The sequence below is a fragment of the Saccharothrix algeriensis genome (genome assembly GCF_016907655.1).
In the GTDB taxonomy this organism is placed as follows: domain Bacteria; phylum Actinomycetota; class Actinomycetes; order Mycobacteriales; family Pseudonocardiaceae; genus Actinosynnema; species Actinosynnema algeriense.
On record NZ_JAFBCL010000001.1, the window covers coordinates 4,284,111 to 4,306,114 of the forward strand.

Here is a 22,004-nt window from a genome sequence, read left to right on the forward strand (position 1 = left end):
CTCGGCGCCCGCGCGGCCCCGGGGCCACCCGTGCTCGACCGGTGGAGGAGGAGTCGTGTTCGTGGAGTCCGACGGCGTGCGGCTGGCCGTGCGGGAACGGGGTGACCGCTCCGCGCCGACGATCGTCCTGGTGCACGGCTACCCCGACACGCAGCGGGTGTGGGACGGGGTGGCGGAAGTCCTCGCGGAGGACTTCCACGTCGTCACCTACGACGTGCGCGGTGCGGGCGAGTCGGACAAGCCGCGCGCGCTGGCCGCGTACCGGCTGCCCGTGCTGGCGCGCGACCTGTTCGCGGTGGTCGACGCGGTGAGCCCGGTCTCGCCCGTGCACCTCGTCGGCCACGACTGGGGCTCCATCCAGTCGTGGGAGGCGGTGACCACGCCGGGCGCGCGGATCGCCTCCTGCACCTCGATCTCCGGGCTGTGCCTGGACCACGTGGGGCACTGGGCGAGGCGGCGGCCGACGGCCGCGCACCTGGAGCAGCTGCTGCGCTCCTGGTACGTCGCGGTGCTCCACGTGCCGTTCGTCGCGCCGTGGGTGTGGCGGCGGGTGGTGGGGCCGCGCTGGGGGCGGCTGCTGCGCCGGAGCGAGGGCGCGCAGGGGCACCTCGCCGACACCGTCGTGGAGGACGGGGTGCACGGGATGTCGCTCTACCGGGCGAACTTCATCCCGCGCCTGCGCTCACCGCGGGAACGCCGCACCGACGTGCCGGTCCTGCTGGTGCGCCTGCTCCGGGACAGGTTCGTCACGGCCGGCGCGCTGACCGAGGCGGACCGCTGGACCTCGGACCTGCGCCACCGGACGCTCGACGCGGGCCACTGGGCACCGGTGACCCACGCCCGCGCCCTCGCGCTGCTGGTGGCCGAGCACGTCACCGCGCACACGACCCCCGAAGAACCGCACCCCGCCCCAGACCCCACGAACACCGACCCCACGAACACCGACCGCCCACGCTGACCAGGCGGTCGAACGCGCGCCGGCACAGGCCGGCCACGGCGGAGCCGCCGGCAGCCCCACACCCAGGACGAGGACGGACACGCCGATCCACACCCGGTCCGCGGACTGCCTGGCCTGCCGACTGCCCGGTCTGCCGACTGCTCGGTCTGCCGACTGCCAGGGCCGACGGCTGCCAGGGCCGACGGCCATTGGGACCGACGGTGCCCGTTCGGCGGGCAGGGCATCGCGGGGGCGGTTCTCAGCTCTTGCTCGCGGGACTGTCGGTGGTGGCTGGAAGGATGGAAGTCGGGGGCTGCTCAGCTCGGCCCCGACCTCCCAGCCCGTGTCCGACCCTCAAGCACTGCGGCACCGCGCCCGACTCTCCGGCCCGCGCCCGACTCTCCGGCCCGCGCCCGACTTTCCGGCCCGTGTCCGGCCTTCCGGCCCGTGTCCGGCCTTCCGGCCCGTGTCCGGCCTTCCGGCACTGCGCCCGGCCGCCCGCAACAGCGCTCGACCGCCCGGACCGCGCTCGACCGCGTGGAACCGCCCGCGTCGGAGAGCGGTCTGCGCCGGCACTGCCTGCGCCGGCGATGCGGGTCGGAAGGCGGCCGGTGGAGGCGGTGATCAGGTGGTCTGCCGAGGCCGGGTGCCGGTGGAAGGCCCTGGTCGCAGTGGTGGACATCCGGGGTGTGCCCCGGCGGAGGCTACGGTGGGCGCGTGTCGGAAGCGGTCCTGGAAGCGGTGTTGGAGCGGATCACGTTCGCCAACGAGGAGACCGGCTACACGGTGGCCCGCGTCGACACCGGCCGGGGCGGCGACCTGGTCACGGTGGTGGGCGCGCTGCTGGGCGCGCAGCCCGGCGAGTCGATCCGGATGCGCGGGCGCTGGGGCTCGCACCCGCAGTACGGCAAGCAGTTCCACGTCGACGACTACACCACCGTCCTGCCCGCCACCATCCAGGGCATCCGCCGCTACCTGGGGTCCGGCCTGATCAAGGGCATCGGGCCGGTGCTGGCCGACCGGATCGTGACGCACTTCGGCGTGGCCGCGCTCGACGTCATCGAGCAGCAGCCCGAGCGGCTGATCGAGGTGCCCAAGCTCGGGCCCAAGCGGACGAAGCTGATCGCCGCCGCCTGGGAGGAGCAGAAGGCGATCAAGGAGGTCATGGTCTTCCTCCAGGGCGTCGGCGTCTCGACCTCGCTGGCGGTGCGGATCTACAAGCAGTACACCGACAGGTCGATCGACGTCGTCCGCCAGGAGCCCTACCGGCTGGCCACCGACGTGTGGGGCATCGGCTTCCGGACCGCCGACACCATCGCCAAGGCCGTCGGCATCCCGCACGACAGCCCGCAGCGGGTCAAGGCGGGCCTCCAGTTCACCCTGTCCGAGGCCACCGGGGGCGGCGACTGCTTCCTGCCGGAGAACCAGCTGATCGCTGAGGCGATCAAGGTGCTCCAGGTCGACACCGGCCTGGTCATCGACTGCCTGGCCGAGCTGGTGGCCGAGGAGGGCGTCGTGCGGGAGGTCATGCCGGACGGCGAGGCGGCGGTCTACCTGGTGCCGTTCCACCGGGCGGAGATCTCCCTGGCCGGTCAGCTGACGCGGCTGCTCAACACCGGCGAGGACCGGCTGCCGGCGTTCGCGGGCGCCGACTGGGAGCGCGCGTTCGCGTGGCTCGGCGCGTCGCTGGAGGACAGGCAGCGGGACGCGGTGAAGCTCGCCCTGACCCGCAAGGTGGCGGTGCTGACCGGCGGGCCCGGGTGCGGCAAGAGCTTCACGGTGCGGTCGATCGTGAAGCTGGCGGCGGCCAAGCACGCCAAGGTGGTGCTCGCCGCGCCCACCGGCCGGGCGGCCAAGCGGCTCACCGAGCTGACCGGGCACGAGGCCCGGACGGTGCACCGCCTGCTGGAGCTGAGGCCGGGCGGCGACGCGGCGTACGACAGGGACCGCCCGCTGGACGCGGACCTCGTGGTGGTGGACGAGGCGTCGATGCTGGACCTGCTGCTGGCCAACAAGCTGGTGAAGGCGGTCGCGCCGGGCGCGCACCTGCTGCTGGTGGGCGACGTCGACCAGCTGCCCTCGGTCGGCGCGGGCGAGGTGCTGCGGGACGTGCTCGCCGAGGGCAGCCCGATCCCGAACGTGCGCCTGACGCACATCTTCCGGCAGGCGCAGCAGTCCGGCGTCGTGACCAACGCCCACCGCATCAACTCGGGCGACTACCCGCTCGTGCAGGGGTTGCCGGACTTCTTCCTGTTCCCGGTGGAGGAAGCCGAAGAAGCCGCCGCGCTGACCGTCGACGTGGTCGCGAACCGCATCCCGCGCAAGTTCGGCCTGGACCCGCGCAAGGACGTCCAGGTGCTCGCGCCGATGCACCGGGGGCCGGCGGGCGCGGGCGCGCTGAACGTCGTGCTGCAGGAGGCCCTGACACCGTCCACGAAGGACTTGCCGGAGCGCCGGTTCGGCGGTCGGGTGTTCCGCGTCGGCGACAAGGTGACGCAGATCCGCAACAACTACGACAAGGGGGAGAACGGGGTCTTCAACGGCACGCTGGGCGTCGTCACCGCGATCGACGTCGTGGAGCAGAAGTTGACCGTGAAGACGGACGAGGATGAGTCCGTGGATTACGAGTTCGGCGAACTGGACGAGCTGACCCACGCCTACGCCATGACGATTCATCGCTCACAGGGCAGTGAGTACCCGTGCGTCGTCATTCCAATCACCACGAGCGCGTGGATGATGTTGCAGCGGAACCTGCTGTACACGGCGGTGACGCGGGCCAAGAAGCTCGTCGTGCTGGTCGGGTCGCGCAAGGCGATCGGGCAGGCGGTCCGCACCCTGGGCGCGGGTCGGCGCCACACGGCGCTGGACCACCGGTTGCGCCAAGCCTGAGCGGCGGCACACCCGGGCGTCGTCACCGGGCCCGGCGAGGTCGGCCCGAGCGGGCCGGGTCGAGCGGTCGAGTGGGTCGGGGTCGGGGCCGGGGCCGGGGTCGGGGTCGGGGTCGGGTGATCGCGTCAGGCCCGGGTCAGGTCCGGGTCAGCGGGTGTGCGCGGTCGTCGGCCGCCAGGGCGGCGGCGTCGGCGAACGCAGTCCGGAACCGGTCGATCTCGTCGCCGTCCAGGCTGATCATGGTGCGCTCGTCCAACCAAACTTCGAGGTGCCCGTCGGTGACGGCGATCGAGCACACGGCGGGCCGGTGGTGGTCGTCGGAGCAGCGCACCAGCCACTCACGCGGCGAGTGGCACAGGTCGTGGCTCGAATCGCGGGCAGGAGCAGGCATGGGTGTCCCCTTTCGGGTGGTCCGGAGTCCAATCGGGCTGATATCGCTCTACTGCTTGTAGCCTGTACCTAGGCGGTACTACTTTGCAACTGCTCTACAGCAATTGACTCGATCGGATGACCCGATGCCCTTGACCCCCACGGTGCGGTTGAAGTTCCTGTCGATCTACATGCGCGAAGCGCGCCTCAAAGCCGGGGTGGAGCCCAAGGAGGTCGCGAAGCTGCTCGGTCGGGACACCACGCGCGTCACGAAGATGGAACGGGGGAGGGAAGGTCTGACACCAGGTGACGCGAAGATGCTGTTGGACCGCTACGACGTCCACACCGAAGAGCAGAAGGCCGAGATCGTGGAGTTGGCCCGGACCAGGAGCCAACGCGGTCGTTGGCTCGGCCACCGGGCGACGGTGCCGATGGAGCAGCGGCCGTACTACGACTTCGAGGTCGACTCCAACCTCATCCAGCACTACTGCACGGAATTGGTGCCCGGCCTCCTGCAGACCGAGTCCTACATGCGAGCCATGCTCGACCGGAGTTCGAGGGTGGACCCCGACAGCATCGACGACATCGTGGCCACGCGGCTGGAGCGACAGGAGGTGATCTTCCGCCAGCGACCGGCAGAGGTGGGGTTCGTGCTGAGCGAGAGTTGCCTGCGAAGGGTTTTCGGCGGCAACGCGGTGATGCACGAGCAGATGCTCCACCTCGACGCGGTGGCCAAGCGGTCGAACGTCAGGCTCCAGGTTCTGCCGTTCGACTCGATGGGCGGTGGGAACGCCTTCGCGTTCACCATCCTCCGCATCCCCGCCCCCACCACGGCACCACCGCTGGAGATGGTCTACGTCGAGAACCTGCACGACGCCGACTACCTGGATGGTCCACCCGAGGTGGCGGACTACGGCAACCTGTGGAGCCGCCTCACCGCCGACGCCTTGGGCCTGGAACAATCGAGGAGGTTCGTCCGAAGCGTCGCTCGGCAGTACGCCTGACCGTGAGAGGTGGTCCCGCCATGGCCCCGGACTTCTCCGCCGCCACCTTCAAGACCTCCAGCCACACGCAGGACAACGGCACGTGCGTCGAAGTGGCCGTGGTGGCGGGGTTCTACGCGGTGCGGGACACCAAGAACCGGGGTGGCGGGCAGGTCAGCGTGCCGGCTCGGGCGTTCGAGGCGTTCCTCGGCTGCCTGCGCGACAGCTGATCCGACAGCTGATCCGACGACTGACCCGACAGCTGACCCGACTGCCGACCCGGTTGCCGACGTCGTCCCTCGACGCGGCTTCCCGCGGGTGGCCCGCCGGGGCCGTGCGGTCCCGGCGGGCCGGGGATCACTTGATCGGGTAAGCGATGTCGCAGACCTCGTCGTCCGGTCCGGCGGCGTCCCAGTCGGTGAAGTACACCTCGCGGGGCGAGCCGGCGACGGTGTGGCCGTTGGCCTCCACCCACGCGGACACCGCGTCGTAGGCCGACCCGATCTGGGGGTACTCGACCTCGCGCTTGCGCAGCGTCACGTACGCCTCGCGGTGCGCCGGCTCGACCCTCGCCGCCGCGTCGGCGGGCGGCGCGTCGACGGCGACGGGCACCGCGACCTCCACCGGGCCGTCGCTGTCGTCGCTGACCTCGCCGTGGTAGATCGACAGCGGCGCGCCCGCCACGCCGCCGTACGCCTGCGCGGCCCGCCCCAGCCTGCCCATCGCGCTGCCGATCCACTCCGGCAGCGCCGGCTGCAGCACGTGCCGCTGCTCGGTCAGCACGACCTGCTCCGGCACGTCCCGCTGCTTGATCTCGTACATCTCGGACAACCCCTTCCCTCCGGCCAACACCACGTGGAGGTGGGCGGCGAGGTCCCGCTGCACGGCGAAGCGCCGCTCCGCCTCCGCCCAGTGCTCCGCCAGCAGTTCCGCGCGGTCGGCCGGCGGAACCGAGACGATGCGAGCGATAACGGCCAGCGGCATGTCCAGGCGTCTCAGCGAGTGCACCAGCCGAGCGTCGGCCAGCTGGTCCTCGCGGTACCGGCGGTAGCCGTTGGCGGCATCCACCGCCGCCGGCCTGAGCAGCCCCTGGCGCTCGTACAGCCGCAGCGCCTTGAGCGACAGCCTGCTCCGGCGGGCGAACTCGCCGGTGCCCAGCAGCCGTTCCGCCATCCGCGCCTCCTCCCCGCCCGGGACCCCTCCGAGCCCCCTCCACGGCTCGACCCTGGGGCGTGCCCCAAGGGCAGGGTCAAGGGTTGCGCCGGATGACCGGGCAGACCTGGTGCGAGCGGCACAACATCACCCGCAAGCCTGAGGTATGGCCGGTCGGAGGGTGTGCAACCACACCGGTTTTGCCCCATCCTCCTGCTCAACCCTGCCTAGGAGGAAACCGACCGTGAAGTCGACCAGACGAACACTGGTGACACTGGCGATAGCCGGCGCCACCGCGGCCGCCGTGATCAGCGGCGGCGCGCCGGGCACCGCGGGCCCCGCACCCGAGGTGGCCGCCGCGCAACCCGGCCCGACCTACGTCTACAAGGTGCACGCGCCCCTCGGCAAAGCCGCGCAGGACCTCCTCAAGCGCGGTTTCGACGTGCTGGAGCAGCGCGACGGCGAGCACCTGTTCGTCCTGGGCGACGTCGCCACCGGCCAGAAGCTGAAGGGCGACGGGTTCACCGCCGTCATCGACGAGGTGCTGCCCGCGCCGCAGTGGGAGCCGCCGGCGCGCAAGTCGCAGTCCCTCGACGCCGCCGCCCTGGAGGAGACCTACTACGGCGGCTACCGCACGGTCAACGCGCAGTACGCGCACCTGGACGCGGTGTCCTCGCAGTACCCGAACCTGACCGCGGTGGTCGACTACGGCGACTCGTGGCGCAAGTCCCAGGGCGCGGGCGGCTACGACCTGCGGGCCATCTGCATCACCAAGAAGAACGCCGGCGACTGCGCGCTGAGCACGTCCGCGCCCAAGCCCCGGTTCTTCGTGATGGGCCAGCTGCACGCCCGCGAGATCACCACCGGCGACGTCGCCTACCGCTGGATCGACCACCTGACCCAGGGCTACGGCACCGACGCCGAGGTGACGGCGCTGCTGGACAGCACCGAGGTGTGGGTCGTGCCGATCGCCAACCCCGACGGCGTGAACATCGTGCAGCAGGGCGGCAACTCGCCGCGCTACCAGCGCAAGAACGCCAACACCACCAACGGGGCGAGCTGCTCGGGCACGTCGGCGTCGCACGTCGGCGTCGACCTGAACCGCAACACCGACTCGCACTGGGGCGGCGAGGGCACCTCGTCCAACCCGTGCGACCAGACCTACAAGGGCCCGTCGGCCAACTCCGAGGTCGAGACCCGCGCGCTGCAGGCGCTGTGGCGCAACCTCTACAAGGACCGCCGCGGCACGGGCGTGACCGACGCCGCGCCGGCCGACACGACCGGCCTCGTGGTCTCCATGCACAGCTACTCCAACCTCGTGCTGTTCCCGTGGGGCTGGACGACGCAGTACAAGACCGGCAACGACGCGCCGCTGCGCGAGATGGCGCGGGAGATGGCGCGGCTGGCGGGCGGCTGGCAGTACGGCCAGCCCGGCGAGGTGCTCTACAACGCGGCGGGCGCGACCGACGACTGGGTGTACGACGACCTGGGCGTGGCCTCGTACGTGTGGGAGATCGGGCCGGGTTCCGGCGCGTGCAGCGGGTTCCTGCCGGCGTACTCGTGCCAGGCGTCGACGTTCTGGCCGAAGGTCAAGTCGATGCTGCTGTACTCGGCCAAGAAGGCGGCCAACCCGTACGGCGGCGCGCCGAACCCCGGCCAGTGCGCGAAGGCCACCAACGACGGCGACGTGGCCATCCCGGACGGCGGCGCGGCCGTGACCAGCACCATCAACATCGCGGGCTGCACCGGCAACGCGTCGGCCACCGCGCAGGTCGAGGTGCACGTCAAGCACACCTACCGGGGCGACCTGGTGGTCGACCTGCTCGCGCCGGACGGCTCGTCCTACCGGCTGAAGGCGTCGAACAGCGACTCGGGCGACAACCTCGACACCACCTTCACGGTGAACCTGTCGGGCGAGGCGCGCAACGGGGCCTGGAAGTTGAGGGTGCAGGACGTGTACTCGGCCGACACCGGGCACATCGACTCCTGGAGCCTGACGCTGTAGCGGGCCACCACCCGGAGGCGTGAACCGACGGCCCCGCGGCCCACCGGCCGCGGGGCCGTCGCGCGTGGGGAGCCGCCTGCGCCCGGTGTCCGGTGGCGTTCGGCATGACGACGATTCCGGCCACCGGCGCAGCCGACTTCATCGGCGTGGTGGGAGCCGCTGCGCGACCGCAGCCCGGTGGTGGGGCAGAGCGCGTGGGCGGACAGTGGCCCCGCTGACCCGTCGGTCCGCAGACGCGCCGGTCCGGCTCGTCGGTCCGCCGGCTCGCTGACTCGCTGACTCGCCGGAGGCTCACCCGTCAGCCCGCTGATCCGTCGGCCTATCGGCCCGCGCCTCGCCGTCGGGAGGCGAGGCGGCGTCCCGGGAGCCGGTCGGTCCGCGGGTTCGTGGCCGGGGGTCCGGGCCGCGGACGCGGGAAGGGCCCCTGCGGGGGAGACGTCCGCAAGGGCCCTTCCACGTGGAGGGTGTTGCCGTTGGGGCGGGATCCGCCCCGAGGTGCTACTTCAGGCCGTTGCCGATGGCGGCGGCCAGTTCACCGTTGGTGGTGTCACCGTCGAGCGACCAGAAGAAGGCGCCGCCCAGGTTCTGCTGCTTGGCCCACTGCATCTTGGTGTTGATGGTGGCGGGGGTGTCGTAGCTCCACCACTGGTTGCCGCAGTGCGCGTACGCCGTGCCCGCGATGGTCCCGTTGGCCGGGCACTTGGTCTTGAGGACCTTGTAGTCCTCGATGCCCTTCTCGTAGGTGCCGGGCGCGCCGTCGGTCGCCGTGCCGCCCGGGGCGGACTGGGTGACGCCGGTCCAGCCGCGGCCGTAGAAGCCGATGCCCACCAGCAGCTTGGAGGCGGGAACGCCCTTGTCCTTCAGCTTCTGGATGGCCTCCGCGGTGGTGAAGCCCTGCTGCGGGATGCCCGCGTACGGGGTCAGCGGGGAGTGCGGGGCCGTCGGGCCCTGGGCCGCCCAGGCGCCGAAGAAGTCGTAGGTCATGACGTTGTACCAGTCGAGGTACTGCGCCGCGCCGCCGTAGTCGGCCAGGTCGAGCTTGCCGCCGTTGCTGGCGTCAGCCGTGATGGCCGCGGTGACCAGGTTGTTCGCGCCGAACCGGGCGCGCAGCGCCTGGGACAGGTTCTTGAACGCCGCGAAGCCGCTGCTGTCGCACTCCAGACCGCAGGCGTTCGGGTACTCCCAGTCGATGTCGATGCCGTCGAACACGTCGGCCCAGCGCGGGTCCTCGACCAGCTTGTAGCAGGACTCGGCGAACGCGGCCGGGTTCTGCGCGGCCTGGTCGAAGTTGCCCGACCAGGTCCAACCGCCGAACGACCACAGCACCTTGATGTGCGGGTACATCTTCTTCAGCTTGCGCAGCTGGTTGAAGTTGCCGCGCAGGGCGCCCGCGTCCCACGAGTCCGACGTGCCGTCGACGCTGGCGTCCGCGCCGTAGAACTTGTCGTAGTCGGCGTAGGTGTCGTCGTTCGCGGTGCACTTGCCACCGGTCACGTTGCCGAACGCGTAGTTGATGTGCGTCAGCTTCGCGGCGGAGCCGGAGGTGTGGATGTTCTTGACGTGGTAGTTGCGGCCGTAGACGCCCCACTGCACGAAGTAGCCCAGGTTCTTGTAACCGGGGGGCGGAGGCGTGGAGGTCGTGGTCGTCGTGGACGTGCTCGTCGACGTCGACGTGGAGGTCGAGGTCGAGGTGTCCGTCGTCGTGGTGGTGGTGGTCGTCGTCGTGGTGCCACCGCCGGCGTCACAGGAGGCGCCGTTCAGCTTGCAGTTCGCCGGGCCGGAGAACGCGCCGGAGTAGGAGACGTTGAAGCCGAAGCTCACCGACGCGCCGACGCCCAGGTTGCCGTTCCAGGTGTTCTTCACCGTGACGTGCTGGCCGCTGGCCGTGTAGCTGCCGTCCCACAGGGAGGCGATCCTGTGGTTGGCGGGCAGGTCGAACTCCACGGTCCAGCTGGAGATGGGCGCGGCCGAGGCGTTGCGGATCGTGTACTTGCCCTCGTAGCCGGCGCCCCAGTCCGAGCCCTTGGTGAACGTCGCCGACAGGCCGCTCGCGCCGCTCGCCGCGGGAACCAGGACCAGGCCGAGGACCATTGTGGCCACGGCCACGAACAGCGCTGTGAGATGCCATCGGATCTTGGACATCGTGCTCCTCGTCAGGGAAGGAGTGCAGGGTTGAGAAGAACATGTGGTTCAGACCACTTGACGGTCAAGGTCTAGACCACTGCGTCACTCGAACGGACTAATACTTCAGGCTGTGGGAGCGCTTCCAACAGCGACCGACCACTAGGGGTGGGTGCGACTGAAGTCGAGCCTTCGGAGCGACCTGGGGTGGACGTGGAGGGGTGCTCGCGAGGACCAGACTCGGGCTCCTCAACGTCTGACAGGGAGGACGCGTTGATGATCAGGAGGGGAATCGCCCTGGCCGCCGTCGTGGGGCTGGCGGCGCTGGGGGCGACCGGGACGGCGGTCGCGGAGCCGGAGGCCGCGGGCGGCCGGGTCGACCGCGAGGTCGTGCAGCGGGCGCTGGACAGGATCACCGGCGGGGGCGGCGCGCTGGGGGCGCAGGTCCGGGTCACCGACGGGAGGCACCGGTTCACCGCCCGCAGCGGCGTCGCCGAGCTGGGCAGCTCCAGGCCGGTGCCGACCGACGGCCGGTTCCGGGTCGGCAGCATCACCAAGACGTTCGTGTCGACGGTGGTGCTGCAGCTCGTCGGCGAGGGGAAGGTGGGGCTGGACGACCCGGTGTCACGGCACCTGCCCGGCCTGCTGCCGGACGGTGACCGGATCACCGTGCGAATGGTCCTCCAGCACACCAGCGGACTGTACAACTACACCTCCGCGTTGCCACTGGATCCGGCCGGTTTCGAGACGATCCGGTTCAAGCACTGGGAACCGCGGGAGCTGGTGGCGATCTCCACCGCGAAGCCGCTGGACTTCCCGCCCGGGACGTCCTGGAACTACTCGAACACCAACTTCGTGGTGGCGGGCCTGCTGGTCGAGCGGATCACCGGCAAGCCGTACGGCGCGGCGGTGGAGCAGCGCATCCTGCGCCCGCTCGGGCTGCGCTCGACCGTCGTGCCCGGCGACCGGACCGGCATCCCCGGCCCGCACGCCCGCGGCTACCACAGCGTGGCGGGCGAGCCCGTGGACGTCACGCGGCTGAACCCGTCGGTCGCCTGGGCGGCGGGCGAGATCATCTCGACGACGGCCGACCTGGACCGGTTCGTCGACGCCCTGCTGGACGGGCGCCTGCTCGCGCCGGCCCAGCAGGCGGAGCTGACCCGGACCCTGCCGTTCAGCCAGGGCTACGGGCTGGGCTTCCAGGCCACGGAGCTGGCGTGCGGCGTGACCGTGTACGGGCACGGCGGCGGCATCCCGGGCTACTCCAGCTTCCTGGGCAGCACCAAGGACACCCGGACCCGCCTGGAGGGCTCCTTCACCGCCGCGCCGCAAGGGGGGACCGGCGAGGGGATGCAGGAGCTGCTGGACGAGGTCTTCTGCTGATCCGGCAGCAGGACCGGAGGGGGCTCCCCGAGCACCGGGGAGCCCCCTCTCCCGCTCGATCACCGCACGTCGTGCCGGGGCTCCCCCGGCCGCACGAGCACCTCGACGTGCACGATCCGCTCGTCGACGACGTCGAGGACCACCACGCCCCGCGAGGACTCCAGCGGCACGCTCCGGCGCCCCGGGCCGTACGGCACGCCCTCGGGGTGGTCCGAGGTCCGCAGGCTCCGGCAGAAGTCGTCCCCGCAGCCGCACCCCGCCACCAGCGGCAGGTCCGCCGGGTCGTGCTCGCCCCTGCCCGCGAGGAGCGCGGCCGGCTCGGCGACGAGTTCGGGGTGGACGTCGCGGACGAGTGCGCGGCCCTGTTCCACGACCCCGGGGCAGCCGGGCGCGGCGGTCCGGGGCGGTCACCGCGCCAGGAACCGCTCCACCTGCTCCACCACGAACGCGTGGTCCTCCGCCTGGGGCAGGCCGGAGACCCCGACGGTGCCGACCATGCCGACCCCGGCGACGTTGACCGGGAACACGCCGCCGTGCGCGGCGTACCGGTCCAGGTCCAGGCGGGAGTCCGCCTCGAACGTCCCGCCGCGCGCGCGGAACCGCTCGCCGACCAGGAACGAGCTGCGCCCGTAGCGGTCCACCACGCGGCTCTTGCGGTCGATCCACGCGTCGTTGTCGGCCGACGTCCCGGGCAGGGCGGCGTGGAACAGGCGCTGCCGCCCCCGCCGCACGGACACCACCAGCGGCAGCTGCCGCGCCCGCGCCGCGTCGAGCAGGAACGCGCCGAGCGCCAGCGCGTCGTCGTTGGTGAACGACGGGAACACCAGCCGGGCCTCCTGCTCGGCCAGCTCGTCCAGCAGGCTCATGCCACCACCTCGTCCGGTCCGGGGCGGGGGTGAGGCCGCCGCGATCGCCGCCGGCGCCGCGGGCGCCGGAGGGCGGGCAGGCGCCCGCCACCGGTCGAAGCTTCCACCACGAACCGGCGGAACCCGCGGAACTCCGGCCTGTGAGGTCCCTCTCGGCCGGCGGCAGCGGGGCGATCGTTAAGGCAACGCCGTTTGGTTATCACTGCCCGTGTCATCATGCGCACGTGCCGAACTTGCGCTTCCTGCGCGGATACAACGACGCGGTCGTGCTGGGCCTGGCCAGGTCCGGCGCCGTCACCAGGGTCGACCTCGCGGAGGGCAGCGGGCTGACACCGCAGGCGGTGTCCAAGGTCGTCGGCCGGCTCATCGCCGACGGCCTGCTGGTCGAGTGCGGCACGCGCAACGTCGGCGTCGGCAAGCCGCGCACGCTGCTGCGGCTGGTGGCCGACAGCAGGCTCGCCCTCGGCGCCCAGGTCGAGCGGGACGAGCTGCGCGTCGTGCTGACCGACCTGGCGGGCGACGTGCTCGACCGCGCCGTCGCCCCGCTGCCCGCCGACTTCGGGCCCGCGGAGTTCGTCGCCGAGCTGACCCGGCTGGTGGACCGGATGCGCACCGACCGGCTGCTCGGCGTCGGCATCGGCTTCGTCGGGCCGCTGGACCACCGGACCGGCGTGATCCACGACGCGACCGCCCTGGCGAAGTGGCACGACGTGCCGCTGCGCGAGGTCGCCGAGCAGCGGCTCGGGCTGCCGGTCGTGGTCGACAAGGACACCAACACGGCGATCGTCGCCGAGGCGTGGCGGCGCGGCGAGGAGCTGCGCGACGCCGTCCTGGTCCTGGTCGGCACCGGCCTGGGCGCCGGCCTGCTGCTGGACGGGCAGGTCCACCGGGGCGCGCGGACCAACGCGGGGGAGTTCGGGCACACCACCATCCAGCTCGACGGGCCGCGCTGCGTGTGCGGGCGCACCGGGTGCGTGGAGGCGGTGCACAACGCCGCCGCGCGGGCCGGCGACCTCGACCGGGCCACGTCCGTCGTGGGCACCGCCGTGTCCGACCTGGTGCAGCTGCTGGACGTGGACCACGTGGTGCTGGCCGGGCGCGCGGTGCTCGCCGCGCCCGACGACTACCTGGCCGGCGTGCGGGCGAAGCTGCCCACCGCGGAGTGGCTCCCGGTCGACGTCGGCATCACCCCGCTGGCCGACGACGTGGTGGCGGCGGGCGCGGCGATGCTGGTCCTCAGCGAGTTCTACGGGCGGCCCAGGTGAGGTGAATTCGGGCAGCGCCGCTCGCCGGCACCCTTGCGGGTGATTCACTATCCGGCATGTATGCGCTGCGCCACGCCGTCGGGACGGACCCCGGCCTGCGCCGTGAGGCGAACGAGGACTCGGTGTACTTCAACGAGCGCCTGTACGCCGTCGCCGACGGCATGGGCGGTCACGCGTACGGGGAGGTGGCCAGTTCCATCGCGGTGGCGGTGCTGGCCGAGCTGGACCTCGACGCCGACGACCCGCTGGGCGTGCTGTCCGGCGCGACTCGCGAGATCGCCATCCGGCTGACCGACCTGGCCGAGGAGAACCTCGACATGCGCGGCATGGGCACCACGCTCACCGCGCTGCTCTGGGACGGCGAGCGGTTCGCCGTCGGGCACATCGGCGACTCGCGCTGCTACCTGGTGCGCGGGGGCGAGCTGACCCAGGTCACCCGCGACCACACCATGGTGCAGGCGCTGGTGGACGACGGCCGGATGGCCGCCGAGCAGGCCGCCGAGCACCCCGGCCGGTCGATGCTGATGCGGGCGCTGCAGGCGGGCAGCGCGCACGACGCCGACCTGTTCTTCCAGGAGGTCGAGTTGGGCGACCGCTACCTGATCTGCTCGGACGGGCTGTCGGACGTGGTCGGCCCGGCGGAGATCGGCGAGCTGCTCACCGCCCACGCGGACGGCGACGAGGCGGTGCGGGCGCTGATCGCGGCGGCCAACGCGCAGGGCGGGCCGGACAACATCACGTGCCTGGTGGTGGACGTGGTGCCGGCGGGCGACCCGACGTGGCTGCCGGACTGGCTCCGGCGCTGAGCCGGGCCGCGCCCACCGGTCCCGGCCCGTCACCGGTCCTGCCCTGACACCGGGCCTGGTCGGTCACCGGGCCTGATCCGTGGTCCGTCACCCGGTCCGGTCCGTGCCGACCGGCGGACCGCCAGGCCGTGCCGAACGTCGGACCGTGCCGAACGCCGGACCGGCTACGGCACGACGAGCCCCAGCAGGTCGGCGAGCGCCCGCGCGCCCGCCGGGGTGACCCGCACGGCGCCCACCGCAGCGGTCCGCCGAGCGCGCGGACGACGTGCGCCGGCGGAAGTCCGCGATCCGGGAGTAGTCCACAGTGGACTGACAGGCGCCGCGCAGGGCGAGCCGCGCGGTCGCGGAGCCGGTCCCGCCCGGCACGGGACGCCGGTGGAGGTCGCGCCGTTCGCGGCCGGGCGGTCCGGGCGCCCGGACCGGGGGCGCGCGACGGCGGAGGGTGTGTTCCACCGCCTGCACGACGGCCCGCAGCCGCTGGTGCTGCCCAACGCCTGGGACTTCGCCTCCGCCGCCGCGCTGGTCCGCGAGGGGTTCCCGGCCGTCGGCACGACCAGCCTGGGCGTCGCGGCGGCGCACGGGCTCCCGGACGCCGCCGGCCTCGCGCGGGAGGAGGCCCTGGCCCTGGCGCGGGCCCTGGTCCGGCTGCCGGTCGCGGTGACGGTGGACGCGGAGGCGGGCTTCGGCGACGCGCCCGGCCTGGCGGCGGAGCCGGCGGACCTCGGCGTGGCGGGCCTGAACGTCGAGGACGGCCGCGGCGACCGGCTCGCCGACCCGGCGGAGCAGGCCGAGCTGGTGCGGGCCTGCAAGCGGGCCGCGCCGCACCTGTTCGTCAACGCCCGCGTCGACACGCACTGGCCGGGCGTCGACCGGGGCAGCACCGCCGAGCGGGCCGCGCGGTACGCGGACGCGGGCGCGGACGGGGTCTTCGTGCCGGGTCGGCTGTCCGAACGCGTGATCGCCGAGGTCGTGGCGGCGGCGCCGGTGCCGGTGAACGTGCTGGCGCAGCACGGCATCCGGGTGTTGGCCGACCTGGGCGTGCGACGGGTGAGCACCGGTTCCCTGCTGTTCCGGGCTGCCGTGCGGGCCACCGTGACCACGGCTCGGGCGGTGCGCGACGGCACGCCGGTCGGCGAGGTGCCGAGCTACGAGGCCGTGCAGGCGCTCGCGGGGACCTGACGGTCGCCGGCGGCGGTCGGGCGCGAACAGCCCATCAGCCGGAGGCGCATTGTCGGGAGGCCAGGGAATTCACCGTGCCCATTGCCCGGGTGGGGGTCGCAGGAAGTGTGCCGTGCCCCCTGCGACCCCATTCCCCCAGCGGTGTTCCCCGAAACGCGGGACCGGGTGTCGGACTCCGGCGCGCTTCGAGGCGGACGACGCGGTGGTCGGTCAGTTGTAGGGCATTCCCCCGAGGGGGACGGACGCGGAGGCCACCTGGGCGGTGGTGGAGAAGAAGGCCACCAGCAGGGCGGCGAGGAGGACTCGTCCGATTCGCATGTGCGCTCCAGTCACGGGAGTTCGGGGGAATTCCTGACCTGTCCGGCGCCGAGACCACCGTCGCAGCGGCGGGTGAAACGCGGAAGTGCTCCCGGTGAACACCCGGCGAACGCTCCGAACGCCTGGTTGATTCGGAATGCGGCTACATCTTGTTAACCTGTTGTTTGCCTTGTATTCTCTCGGTGTGCGCGTCGTCACCCTGCGTCTCGTTGGCCGCGAGCGCGAGCTGACCCGCCTCCTGGACCGGGTGGACGCCTTGGCGCAGGGGCGGGGCACGGCGCTGCTCGTCGAGGGCGAGCCGGGGATCGGCAAGACGGCGCTGGTCAAGGCCGCCTGCGAGGCCGCCGCCGCGCGCGGCTTCCGGGTGTGCCGGGGCGCGGGCGACGAGCTGGGCCGCTCGCTGCCGCTGCTGCCCCTGCTCGACGCGCTGGCCGCGGCCCGCTCCGACCCGGGCGCGACGGCCACCGCCGAACGCCTGCTGAGCCGCGTGGACGACCTGTGCTCCCTCGGCCCGGTGGTGCTGGTGCTGGACGACCTGCACTGGGCCGACGGCGCAAGCGTCGCCGTGTGGAAGCGGCTCGCGCGGCTGGTCCCGCAGCTGCCGCTGCTGCTCGTCGGCGTGCTGCGACCGCTGCCCCGGCGGGACGACCTGGCGGCGCTGCGCACCGGCGTCGAGCGCCTCACCGTGCCCGCCCTGGCCGACGCCGCCGTGGTCGAACTGGTCGGCGAGCTGGCCGGCGGCGCACCCGACCCGGCGCTCGTCGCGCTCGCCGCCGGCGCCGGCGGCAACCCCCTCTACCTGGTCGAGCTGGTCGAGGCCCTGCTGCGCGGCGGCGCGATCGAGGTCGACGCCACCGGCGCGGCCCGGCTGACCCGGGCCGACCTGCCCGAATCGCTGTCGGCCGCCATCGCCGACCGGATCGGGTTCCTCAGCGACGACGTGCGCCGCGTGCTGGTCGCCGCCGCCCTGCTCGGCGTGGCCTTCCCGGTCGCCGACCTGGCCGCGGTGCTCGGCCGCCGGGTGGTGGACCTGCTGCCCGCGCTGCAGGACGCGACCGTCGCGGGCGTGCTGGAGGACGGTCCGGCCGGCCTGTCCTTCCGCCACCCGCTGGTCCGCGCCGCCCTCTACGACGAGGTGCCCGCCGCCGCCCGCGGCGCCTGGCACGGCGAGGCCGCGCGGGCGCTGGCTGACACCGGCGCGGGCGTCGACCGGGTCACCCGGCAGCTGCTCGCCGCCGACGACCACCTGCCCGACTGGGTGGGGCGCTGGCTGGACGAGCACGGCGCGACCCTCGTCGCGCACGCCCCCGAAGCCGCCGTCGACCTCCTCGGCCGGGTCGTCGTCACGCCCGGCGCCACCGCCCGGCGCGGCGTGCTGCTGGCGCACCTGGCCGAGGCCCGGTTCCGGCTCGGCGACCACCACGGCGCGGAAGCCGTCGCGCTGGCCGGGCTCGAACACGGCACACTCGTGGACCTGCACTGGACCCTCGCCCAGTGCAGGTCCATGACCGGCCGCTCCGCCGAGACGCTGGTCGCCCTCGACCGCGCCCGGACCGAGCCCGGTCTCACCGCGGGCGACCGCGCCCGCCTGCTCGTCCTGGCCGCCCGCGCCCACTGGGACGTGGGCCACCTCGACGCCGCCGAGCAGCTGGCCGGGGCGGCGCTGGAGACCGGCGACCGCCGGACGACCAGCTGGGCGCTGCACGTGCGCACCATCGTGGCCATGGCGCGCGGCCGGATGGCCGAGGCGCTGCCGCTGTTCGACCGGGCCCTGGCGGTGGCCATGGGCGACCCGGCCACCGCCGACCTGCGGCTGCTGCTGCAGATCAACCAGGCCGTGACGCTGGGCGAGCTGGACCGGGGCGAGGAGGCGATCGCGTCCGCGAGCGTCGTGCGGCACGCGGCCGACCAGGCCGGCAACACGGTGCGGCTCGCGCAGGCGCAGAGCGCGCTGGGGCAGCTGCTGTTCGACGCGGGCCGGTGGGACGAGGCCCTGGTCGACGTCGACCTGCTCGCCGACGACCTCAAGCACCCCATGGTGTCGCGGTGCGACCACGGCGTGGCGGCGCTGATCCACCTGCACCGCGGCCACGCCGAGGGCGCGCGGCGGCACCTCGACGCGGCGGGCGCGGACGTGGCGGGCCACGTGGTCGGCCCGCTGGCGCTGGCCACGAGCCTGGAGCTGGAGCAGGCCGGGCGGCCCGAGGAGGCGCTGGCCGTGCTGCTCGCCGGCGTCGACGCGGTGGAGGACCTGCTGCCGGACGCCGTGCGGCTGGCCGTGCAGCTCGGCCACGACCCGGCGGAGCAGGTGCGGCGGGCGCAGCGGCTGGCCGCGGAGCTGGACGTGCCGCACCGGCGCGCCACCGCCGCGTACTGCCGCGCGGTGCCCGAGGGCGACCCGGTCGGCCTGCTGCACGCGGCCGAGCAGTACCGGGTGGCGGGCCGGCCGCTGTCGCGCGCCACGGCCCTGGGCGCCGCCGCGATCGCGTTCGCCGCGGCCGGCGACCGCACCTCGGCCCGCGCCGCGCTCAGCCACGCCGCGGACGTGCACGCCGCCCTGGGCGCGGACCGGGACGCGACGCTGCTGCTGGCGCGGATGCGGGAGCTGGGCATCCGGCGCGGCCCGCACGCCAAGCACCGGCGGGCCGCGCACGGCTGGGAGAGCCTGACCCCGATGGAGCTGAAGGTCACCGACCTGGTGGTGGCGGGCCTGTCCAACCGGCAGATCGGCGAACGCCTGTTCCTGTCCGGCCGGACCGTGGCCACCCACGTGTCACACGTGCTGGCGAAGCTGGGCGTCCGGTCGCGCACCGACATCGCCCGCGAGGCCGTCCGCCACCGCGTCGGCTGACCGGCGCCGCGCCGACCGGGCCCGGCAGCGCAGCGGCAGCACGAACCACCAGAAGCCGAACCACGCCACCAGCCCGCCGGTGATCCACACCGCCGGCCACAGGCCCAGCACCACGTCCAGGATCAGCAGCAGAGCGCCGGCGAGCGCCGACTTGAGCAGCACCAGCCCGGCCAGCAGCAGCCTGCTGGACACCCGCACCAGCTCCTGCTTGAGGCGTCGGCGGAACACCAGGCGGTGGAACGGGGCCGGCGCGATCAGCAGGGCGGTGGAGGTCGCGCCCAGGACGAGGCTCAGGACGTACACCTGGAGCTGGAAGGGGTCGAGGGTGCCGAACCGGGGCGTGAAGGCCAGCGTCAGCAGGAACGCGAGCAGCAGCTGCACGCCCGTCTGGGCGACCCTCATCTCCTGCAGGATCTCCGCGTAGTTCCGGTCGTACCGCTGGGCGGGCGTCTCGTTGCGCTCTCGGGCGTTCCACTGGTCGTCGGTCATGGTCCTACCGTCCCTCCGCACGGGTGCGGAGACATCGGTCGGCCTACCGAGTTTCCCGGTGACCTGGGCTGTGGGCCGCGAGCCGGGCCGTGAACTCCTGGTCCTCCAGGCGTCCAGGCGTCCAGGCGTTCTGGCGTCGACCCCCGGCCACCGCCCCACAGCGGGTTCGTGGTTCTTGTTTCGAAGCAACGGGACCACCGCAGAGGGACCACGACGCAGGGCGAACGGTGAGCAAGCAGGTCCGGGCTCAAGTCGGGAACGCTATGCAGCGGGACCACACTATCGCTTGTGTACAAATCCGTTGGTGTGATCCCCCGTCTTTTTCTCTGTGGTCCGGGGAAATCCAGGGGATTGGACGCGTGCGCGCGTTGGGGCGACAGAAGGGGGATCTCGTCCGGCGGATTCGTTTTTACCGAAAGTGTGGTCCCGCTGCATAGCGTTCCCGACTTGAGTCCGGACTTCCGTGCTGAGCGTTCGCCTTGCGTCGTGGTCCCTCTGCTGTGGTACTTTTGCTTAGACCCCCAAAAAAACAAAAATAGACTCGTCCGGGGGTGGAAGATCAAAAGCTTAAGAGCGCCAAGAGCGCCAAGAGCACCTAGGGCCGGGAGCGCTGAGCGCTGGGGGCGGGCTAGAGGTTCCTGGCCAGGTAGAGGGCGATCTCGCCCTCGGCGGGGGTTCCTCGGTAGAGGGTCGTGTCGAGGCCGCAGAGGGTGAAGCCCATGCGCAGGTAGGCGCGTACGGCCGGGACGTTGACGTTCGACGTCTCCAGCCACGCCGTGCGAGCCCCGCGTGAGCGGCCGTGGTCCAGGGCCAGGTCCATCAGCTTCCGGCCGACGCCCCGGCCGCGGTGGCTCGGGGCGACCGTGACCTGGTGGATGTGCAGCCGCCGGTTCCAGTCGGCGACCTCGACCGAGATGAACCCGCGCACCTCGTCGTCCACCGCGACGAAGCCCTCGTGGGGAGGTTCCTCGTCGGCCGGGAACACCTTGACCAGCGGCGGGTCCACGGGGACGGTGCGGAGGGTGAAGCCGGTGGGGGTGGAGTCCACCTCGAAGACCGCGTCGGTGGTGAACGAGTCGTCCAGGGTGAACACGTCGTCGGAGGTCGTCGGGCGGTAGCGGAGCGGCACTTCGTGATCATGCCTCAACCGCACGCGGCGGCGCGATCCAGCAGCAGGGCGCGCTCCCGGGCGTTGCGGGTCATCGCGGCGGCCCGCTCGAACTCGGCGCGCGCCTCGGCGGGGCGGCCCAGCTTCGCCAGCAGGTCGCCGCGCACGCTGGGCAGCAGGTGGTAGTCCTTCAGGGCGGGCTCGTCGAGCAGCTCGTCCGCCAGCTCCAGGCCCACCGCCGGCCCGAACGCCATGCCGATCGCCACCGCGTGGTTGAGCGCGACCACCGGTGACGGCGCGATCAGCGCCAGGGCCTCGTAGTACCCGGCGATCCGGGTCCAGTCGGTGTCCTCGGGCGTGCGGGCGCGGGCGTGGCAGGCCGCGATCCGGGCCTGCAGCGAGTACGGCCCGCCGCCCGCCCTCTCCAGCGCCGCGAGGCCGCGCCGGATGAGCAGCTGGTCCCACCGCGCCCGGTCCTGCTCCATCAGCAGCACCGGTTCGCCGCCGGGGCCGACGCGGGCGCGGGAGCGGGACGCCTGGATCTCCAGCAGCGCCACCAGGCCGTGCACCTCGGGTTCGCGGGGCATCAGGCCGGCCAGCACGCGGGCCAGCCGGAGGGCGTCCGCGCACAGCTCCGGGCGCATCCAGTCGTCGCCGGCGGTGGCCGAGTAGCCCTCGTTGAAGATCAGGTAGATCACGCCGAGCACGGACGCCAGGCGCTCGTCGCGCTCGTCCTCGGCGGGCGCCTCGAATCGCACGCCCGCCTTGGCCAGGGTCTTCTTCGCCCGCACGATCCGCTGCGCCACGGTCGGCTCCGGGACCAGGAACGCCCGCGCGATCTCGTCGGTGGTCAGGCCGCCGAGCATCCGCAGGGTCAGCGCCACCCGGGCCCGGGTCGACAGCACCGGGTGGCACGTGGTGAACACCAGGCGCAGCAGGTCGTCGTCGATGTCGCCGACCGACTCGCCCGCGTCGGGCACGTGGTCGTGCTCCCGGGCGCGCCCGATCTGCTCCAGCTTGCGCTGGTAGTTCCGGCTGCGCCGGATCTGGTCGACGGCCCGGTTCTTGGCCGCGGCCATCAGCCACGCGCCGGGGTTGCGGGGGATGCCCGTCCCCGGCCACTGCTCCAGGGCGCTGACCAGGGCGTCCTGGGCCAGTTCCTCGGCCAGGCCCACGTCGTGCACCAGCCGGGCGAGGCCGGCGATCAGCCGCGCGGACTCGATCCGCCAGACCGCCTCGACGGCGCGACGCGCATCGGGAGCTGTCACGACCCGGGATCAGAT

The 22,004-nt window shown here is 72.9% G+C and carries 18 protein-coding genes; 10 read left to right on the forward strand and 8 right to left on the reverse strand.

The window, feature by feature from the left end; genetic code table 11:
- Positions 1-55 precede the first annotated feature (55 nt).
- Positions 56-958: an alpha/beta fold hydrolase gene (locus JOE68_RS19645; RefSeq protein WP_204843762.1), complete on the forward strand. Its 903-nt coding sequence runs from the start codon at positions 56-58 to the stop codon at positions 956-958.
- A 696-nt stretch (positions 959-1,654) separates the two neighbouring features.
- Entirely contained in the window at positions 1,655-3,826 is a 2,172-nt protein-coding gene (recD2, locus tag JOE68_RS19650) for an SF1B family DNA helicase RecD2 (RefSeq protein ID WP_204843763.1), read from the forward strand.
- Positions 3,827-3,962: 136 nt separating this feature from the next.
- Here recD2 and JOE68_RS19655 read toward each other — a convergent pair whose 3' ends face one another.
- The gene (locus tag JOE68_RS19655) at positions 3,963-4,217 is read right to left on the reverse strand and encodes a hypothetical protein (protein ID WP_204843764.1); all 255 of its coding nucleotides are present in this window, start codon (positions 4,215-4,217) and stop codon (positions 3,963-3,965) included.
- Positions 4,218-4,320: 103 nt separating this feature from the next.
- Here JOE68_RS19655 and JOE68_RS19660 point away from each other — a divergent pair, with 103 nt between their 5' ends.
- A complete protein-coding gene (locus tag JOE68_RS19660) occupies positions 4,321-5,199 on the forward strand; it encodes a helix-turn-helix domain-containing protein (protein WP_239562292.1) in 879 nt (292 codons plus the stop codon).
- Positions 5,200-5,219: 20 nt separating this feature from the next.
- Positions 5,220-5,408, forward strand: a complete 189-nt coding sequence (locus tag JOE68_RS19665; RefSeq protein WP_204843765.1) for a DUF397 domain-containing protein — start codon at positions 5,220-5,222, stop codon at positions 5,406-5,408.
- A 127-nt stretch (positions 5,409-5,535) separates the two neighbouring features.
- On the opposite strand, the gene JOE68_RS19670 is transcribed toward JOE68_RS19665, so the two are convergent.
- On the reverse strand, positions 5,536-6,351 hold the full coding sequence (locus JOE68_RS19670) for a MerR family transcriptional regulator (RefSeq protein ID WP_204843766.1): 816 nt from the start codon (positions 6,349-6,351) through the stop codon (positions 5,536-5,538).
- A gap of 247 nt (positions 6,352-6,598) precedes the next feature.
- On the opposite strand from JOE68_RS19670, the gene JOE68_RS19675 reads away from it, so the two are divergent.
- Positions 6,599-8,335, forward strand: a complete 1,737-nt coding sequence (locus JOE68_RS19675) for a M14 family zinc carboxypeptidase (protein ID WP_307819760.1) — start codon at positions 6,599-6,601, stop codon at positions 8,333-8,335.
- 498 nt (positions 8,336-8,833) lie between these two features.
- Here JOE68_RS19675 and JOE68_RS19680 read toward each other — a convergent pair whose 3' ends face one another.
- A complete protein-coding gene (locus tag JOE68_RS19680) occupies positions 8,834-10,477 on the reverse strand; it encodes a glycosyl hydrolase family 18 protein (protein WP_204843767.1) in 1,644 nt (547 codons plus the stop codon).
- A gap of 255 nt (positions 10,478-10,732) precedes the next feature.
- On the opposite strand from JOE68_RS19680, the gene JOE68_RS19685 reads away from it, so the two are divergent.
- The gene (locus tag JOE68_RS19685; RefSeq protein ID WP_204843768.1) at positions 10,733-11,839 is read left to right on the forward strand and encodes a serine hydrolase domain-containing protein; all 1,107 of its coding nucleotides are present in this window, start codon (positions 10,733-10,735) and stop codon (positions 11,837-11,839) included.
- A gap of 59 nt (positions 11,840-11,898) precedes the next feature.
- Here JOE68_RS19685 and JOE68_RS19690 read toward each other — a convergent pair whose 3' ends face one another.
- Complete coding sequence (locus JOE68_RS19690; RefSeq protein WP_204843769.1) at positions 11,899-12,210, reverse strand: hypothetical protein; 312 nt, start codon at positions 12,208-12,210, stop codon at positions 11,899-11,901.
- Between the two features lie 36 nt (positions 12,211-12,246).
- Positions 12,247-12,705, reverse strand: a complete 459-nt coding sequence (locus tag JOE68_RS19695) for a heme-degrading domain-containing protein (RefSeq protein WP_204843770.1) — start codon at positions 12,703-12,705, stop codon at positions 12,247-12,249.
- Between the two features lie 224 nt (positions 12,706-12,929).
- On the opposite strand from JOE68_RS19695, the gene JOE68_RS19700 reads away from it, so the two are divergent.
- From JOE68_RS19700 to JOE68_RS31900, 4 genes are all read left to right on the forward strand, one after another.
- Positions 12,930-13,970 carry an ROK family transcriptional regulator gene (locus JOE68_RS19700; protein WP_204843771.1) on the forward strand — a complete coding sequence of 347 codons (1,041 nt, stop codon included), beginning with the start codon at positions 12,930-12,932 and terminating at the stop codon, positions 13,968-13,970.
- 56 nt (positions 13,971-14,026) lie between these two features.
- Entirely contained in the window at positions 14,027-14,776 is a 750-nt protein-coding gene (locus JOE68_RS19705) for a PP2C family protein-serine/threonine phosphatase (protein ID WP_204843772.1), read from the forward strand.
- Between the two features lie 444 nt (positions 14,777-15,220).
- A complete protein-coding gene (locus JOE68_RS19710; protein WP_307819761.1) occupies positions 15,221-15,955 on the forward strand; it encodes an isocitrate lyase/PEP mutase family protein in 735 nt (244 codons plus the stop codon).
- Between the two features lie 502 nt (positions 15,956-16,457).
- On the forward strand, positions 16,458-19,124 hold the full coding sequence (locus JOE68_RS31900) for a helix-turn-helix transcriptional regulator (RefSeq protein WP_307819762.1): 2,667 nt from the start codon (positions 16,458-16,460) through the stop codon (positions 19,122-19,124).
- Here JOE68_RS31900 and JOE68_RS19720 read toward each other — a convergent pair.
- The 3 genes from JOE68_RS19720 to JOE68_RS19730 all read right to left on the reverse strand — a co-directional run bounded on the left by JOE68_RS19720 (position 19,047) and on the right by JOE68_RS19730 (position 21,989).
- A complete protein-coding gene (locus JOE68_RS19720; protein WP_239562293.1) occupies positions 19,047-19,613 on the reverse strand; it encodes a DUF6328 family protein in 567 nt (188 codons plus the stop codon). The two genes, JOE68_RS31900 and JOE68_RS19720, sit on opposite strands and share 78 nt — an antisense overlap.
- Positions 19,614-20,241: 628 nt before the next feature.
- Positions 20,242-20,742 carry a GNAT family N-acetyltransferase gene (locus JOE68_RS19725; protein WP_204843775.1) on the reverse strand — a complete coding sequence of 167 codons (501 nt, stop codon included), beginning with the start codon at positions 20,740-20,742 and terminating at the stop codon, positions 20,242-20,244.
- Between the two features lie 14 nt (positions 20,743-20,756).
- Positions 20,757-21,989 (reverse strand): RNA polymerase sigma factor, encoded by a 1,233-nt coding sequence (locus JOE68_RS19730; protein WP_204843776.1) that lies wholly within the window; start codon positions 21,987-21,989, stop codon positions 20,757-20,759.
- Positions 21,990-22,004: the final 15 nt, after the last annotated feature.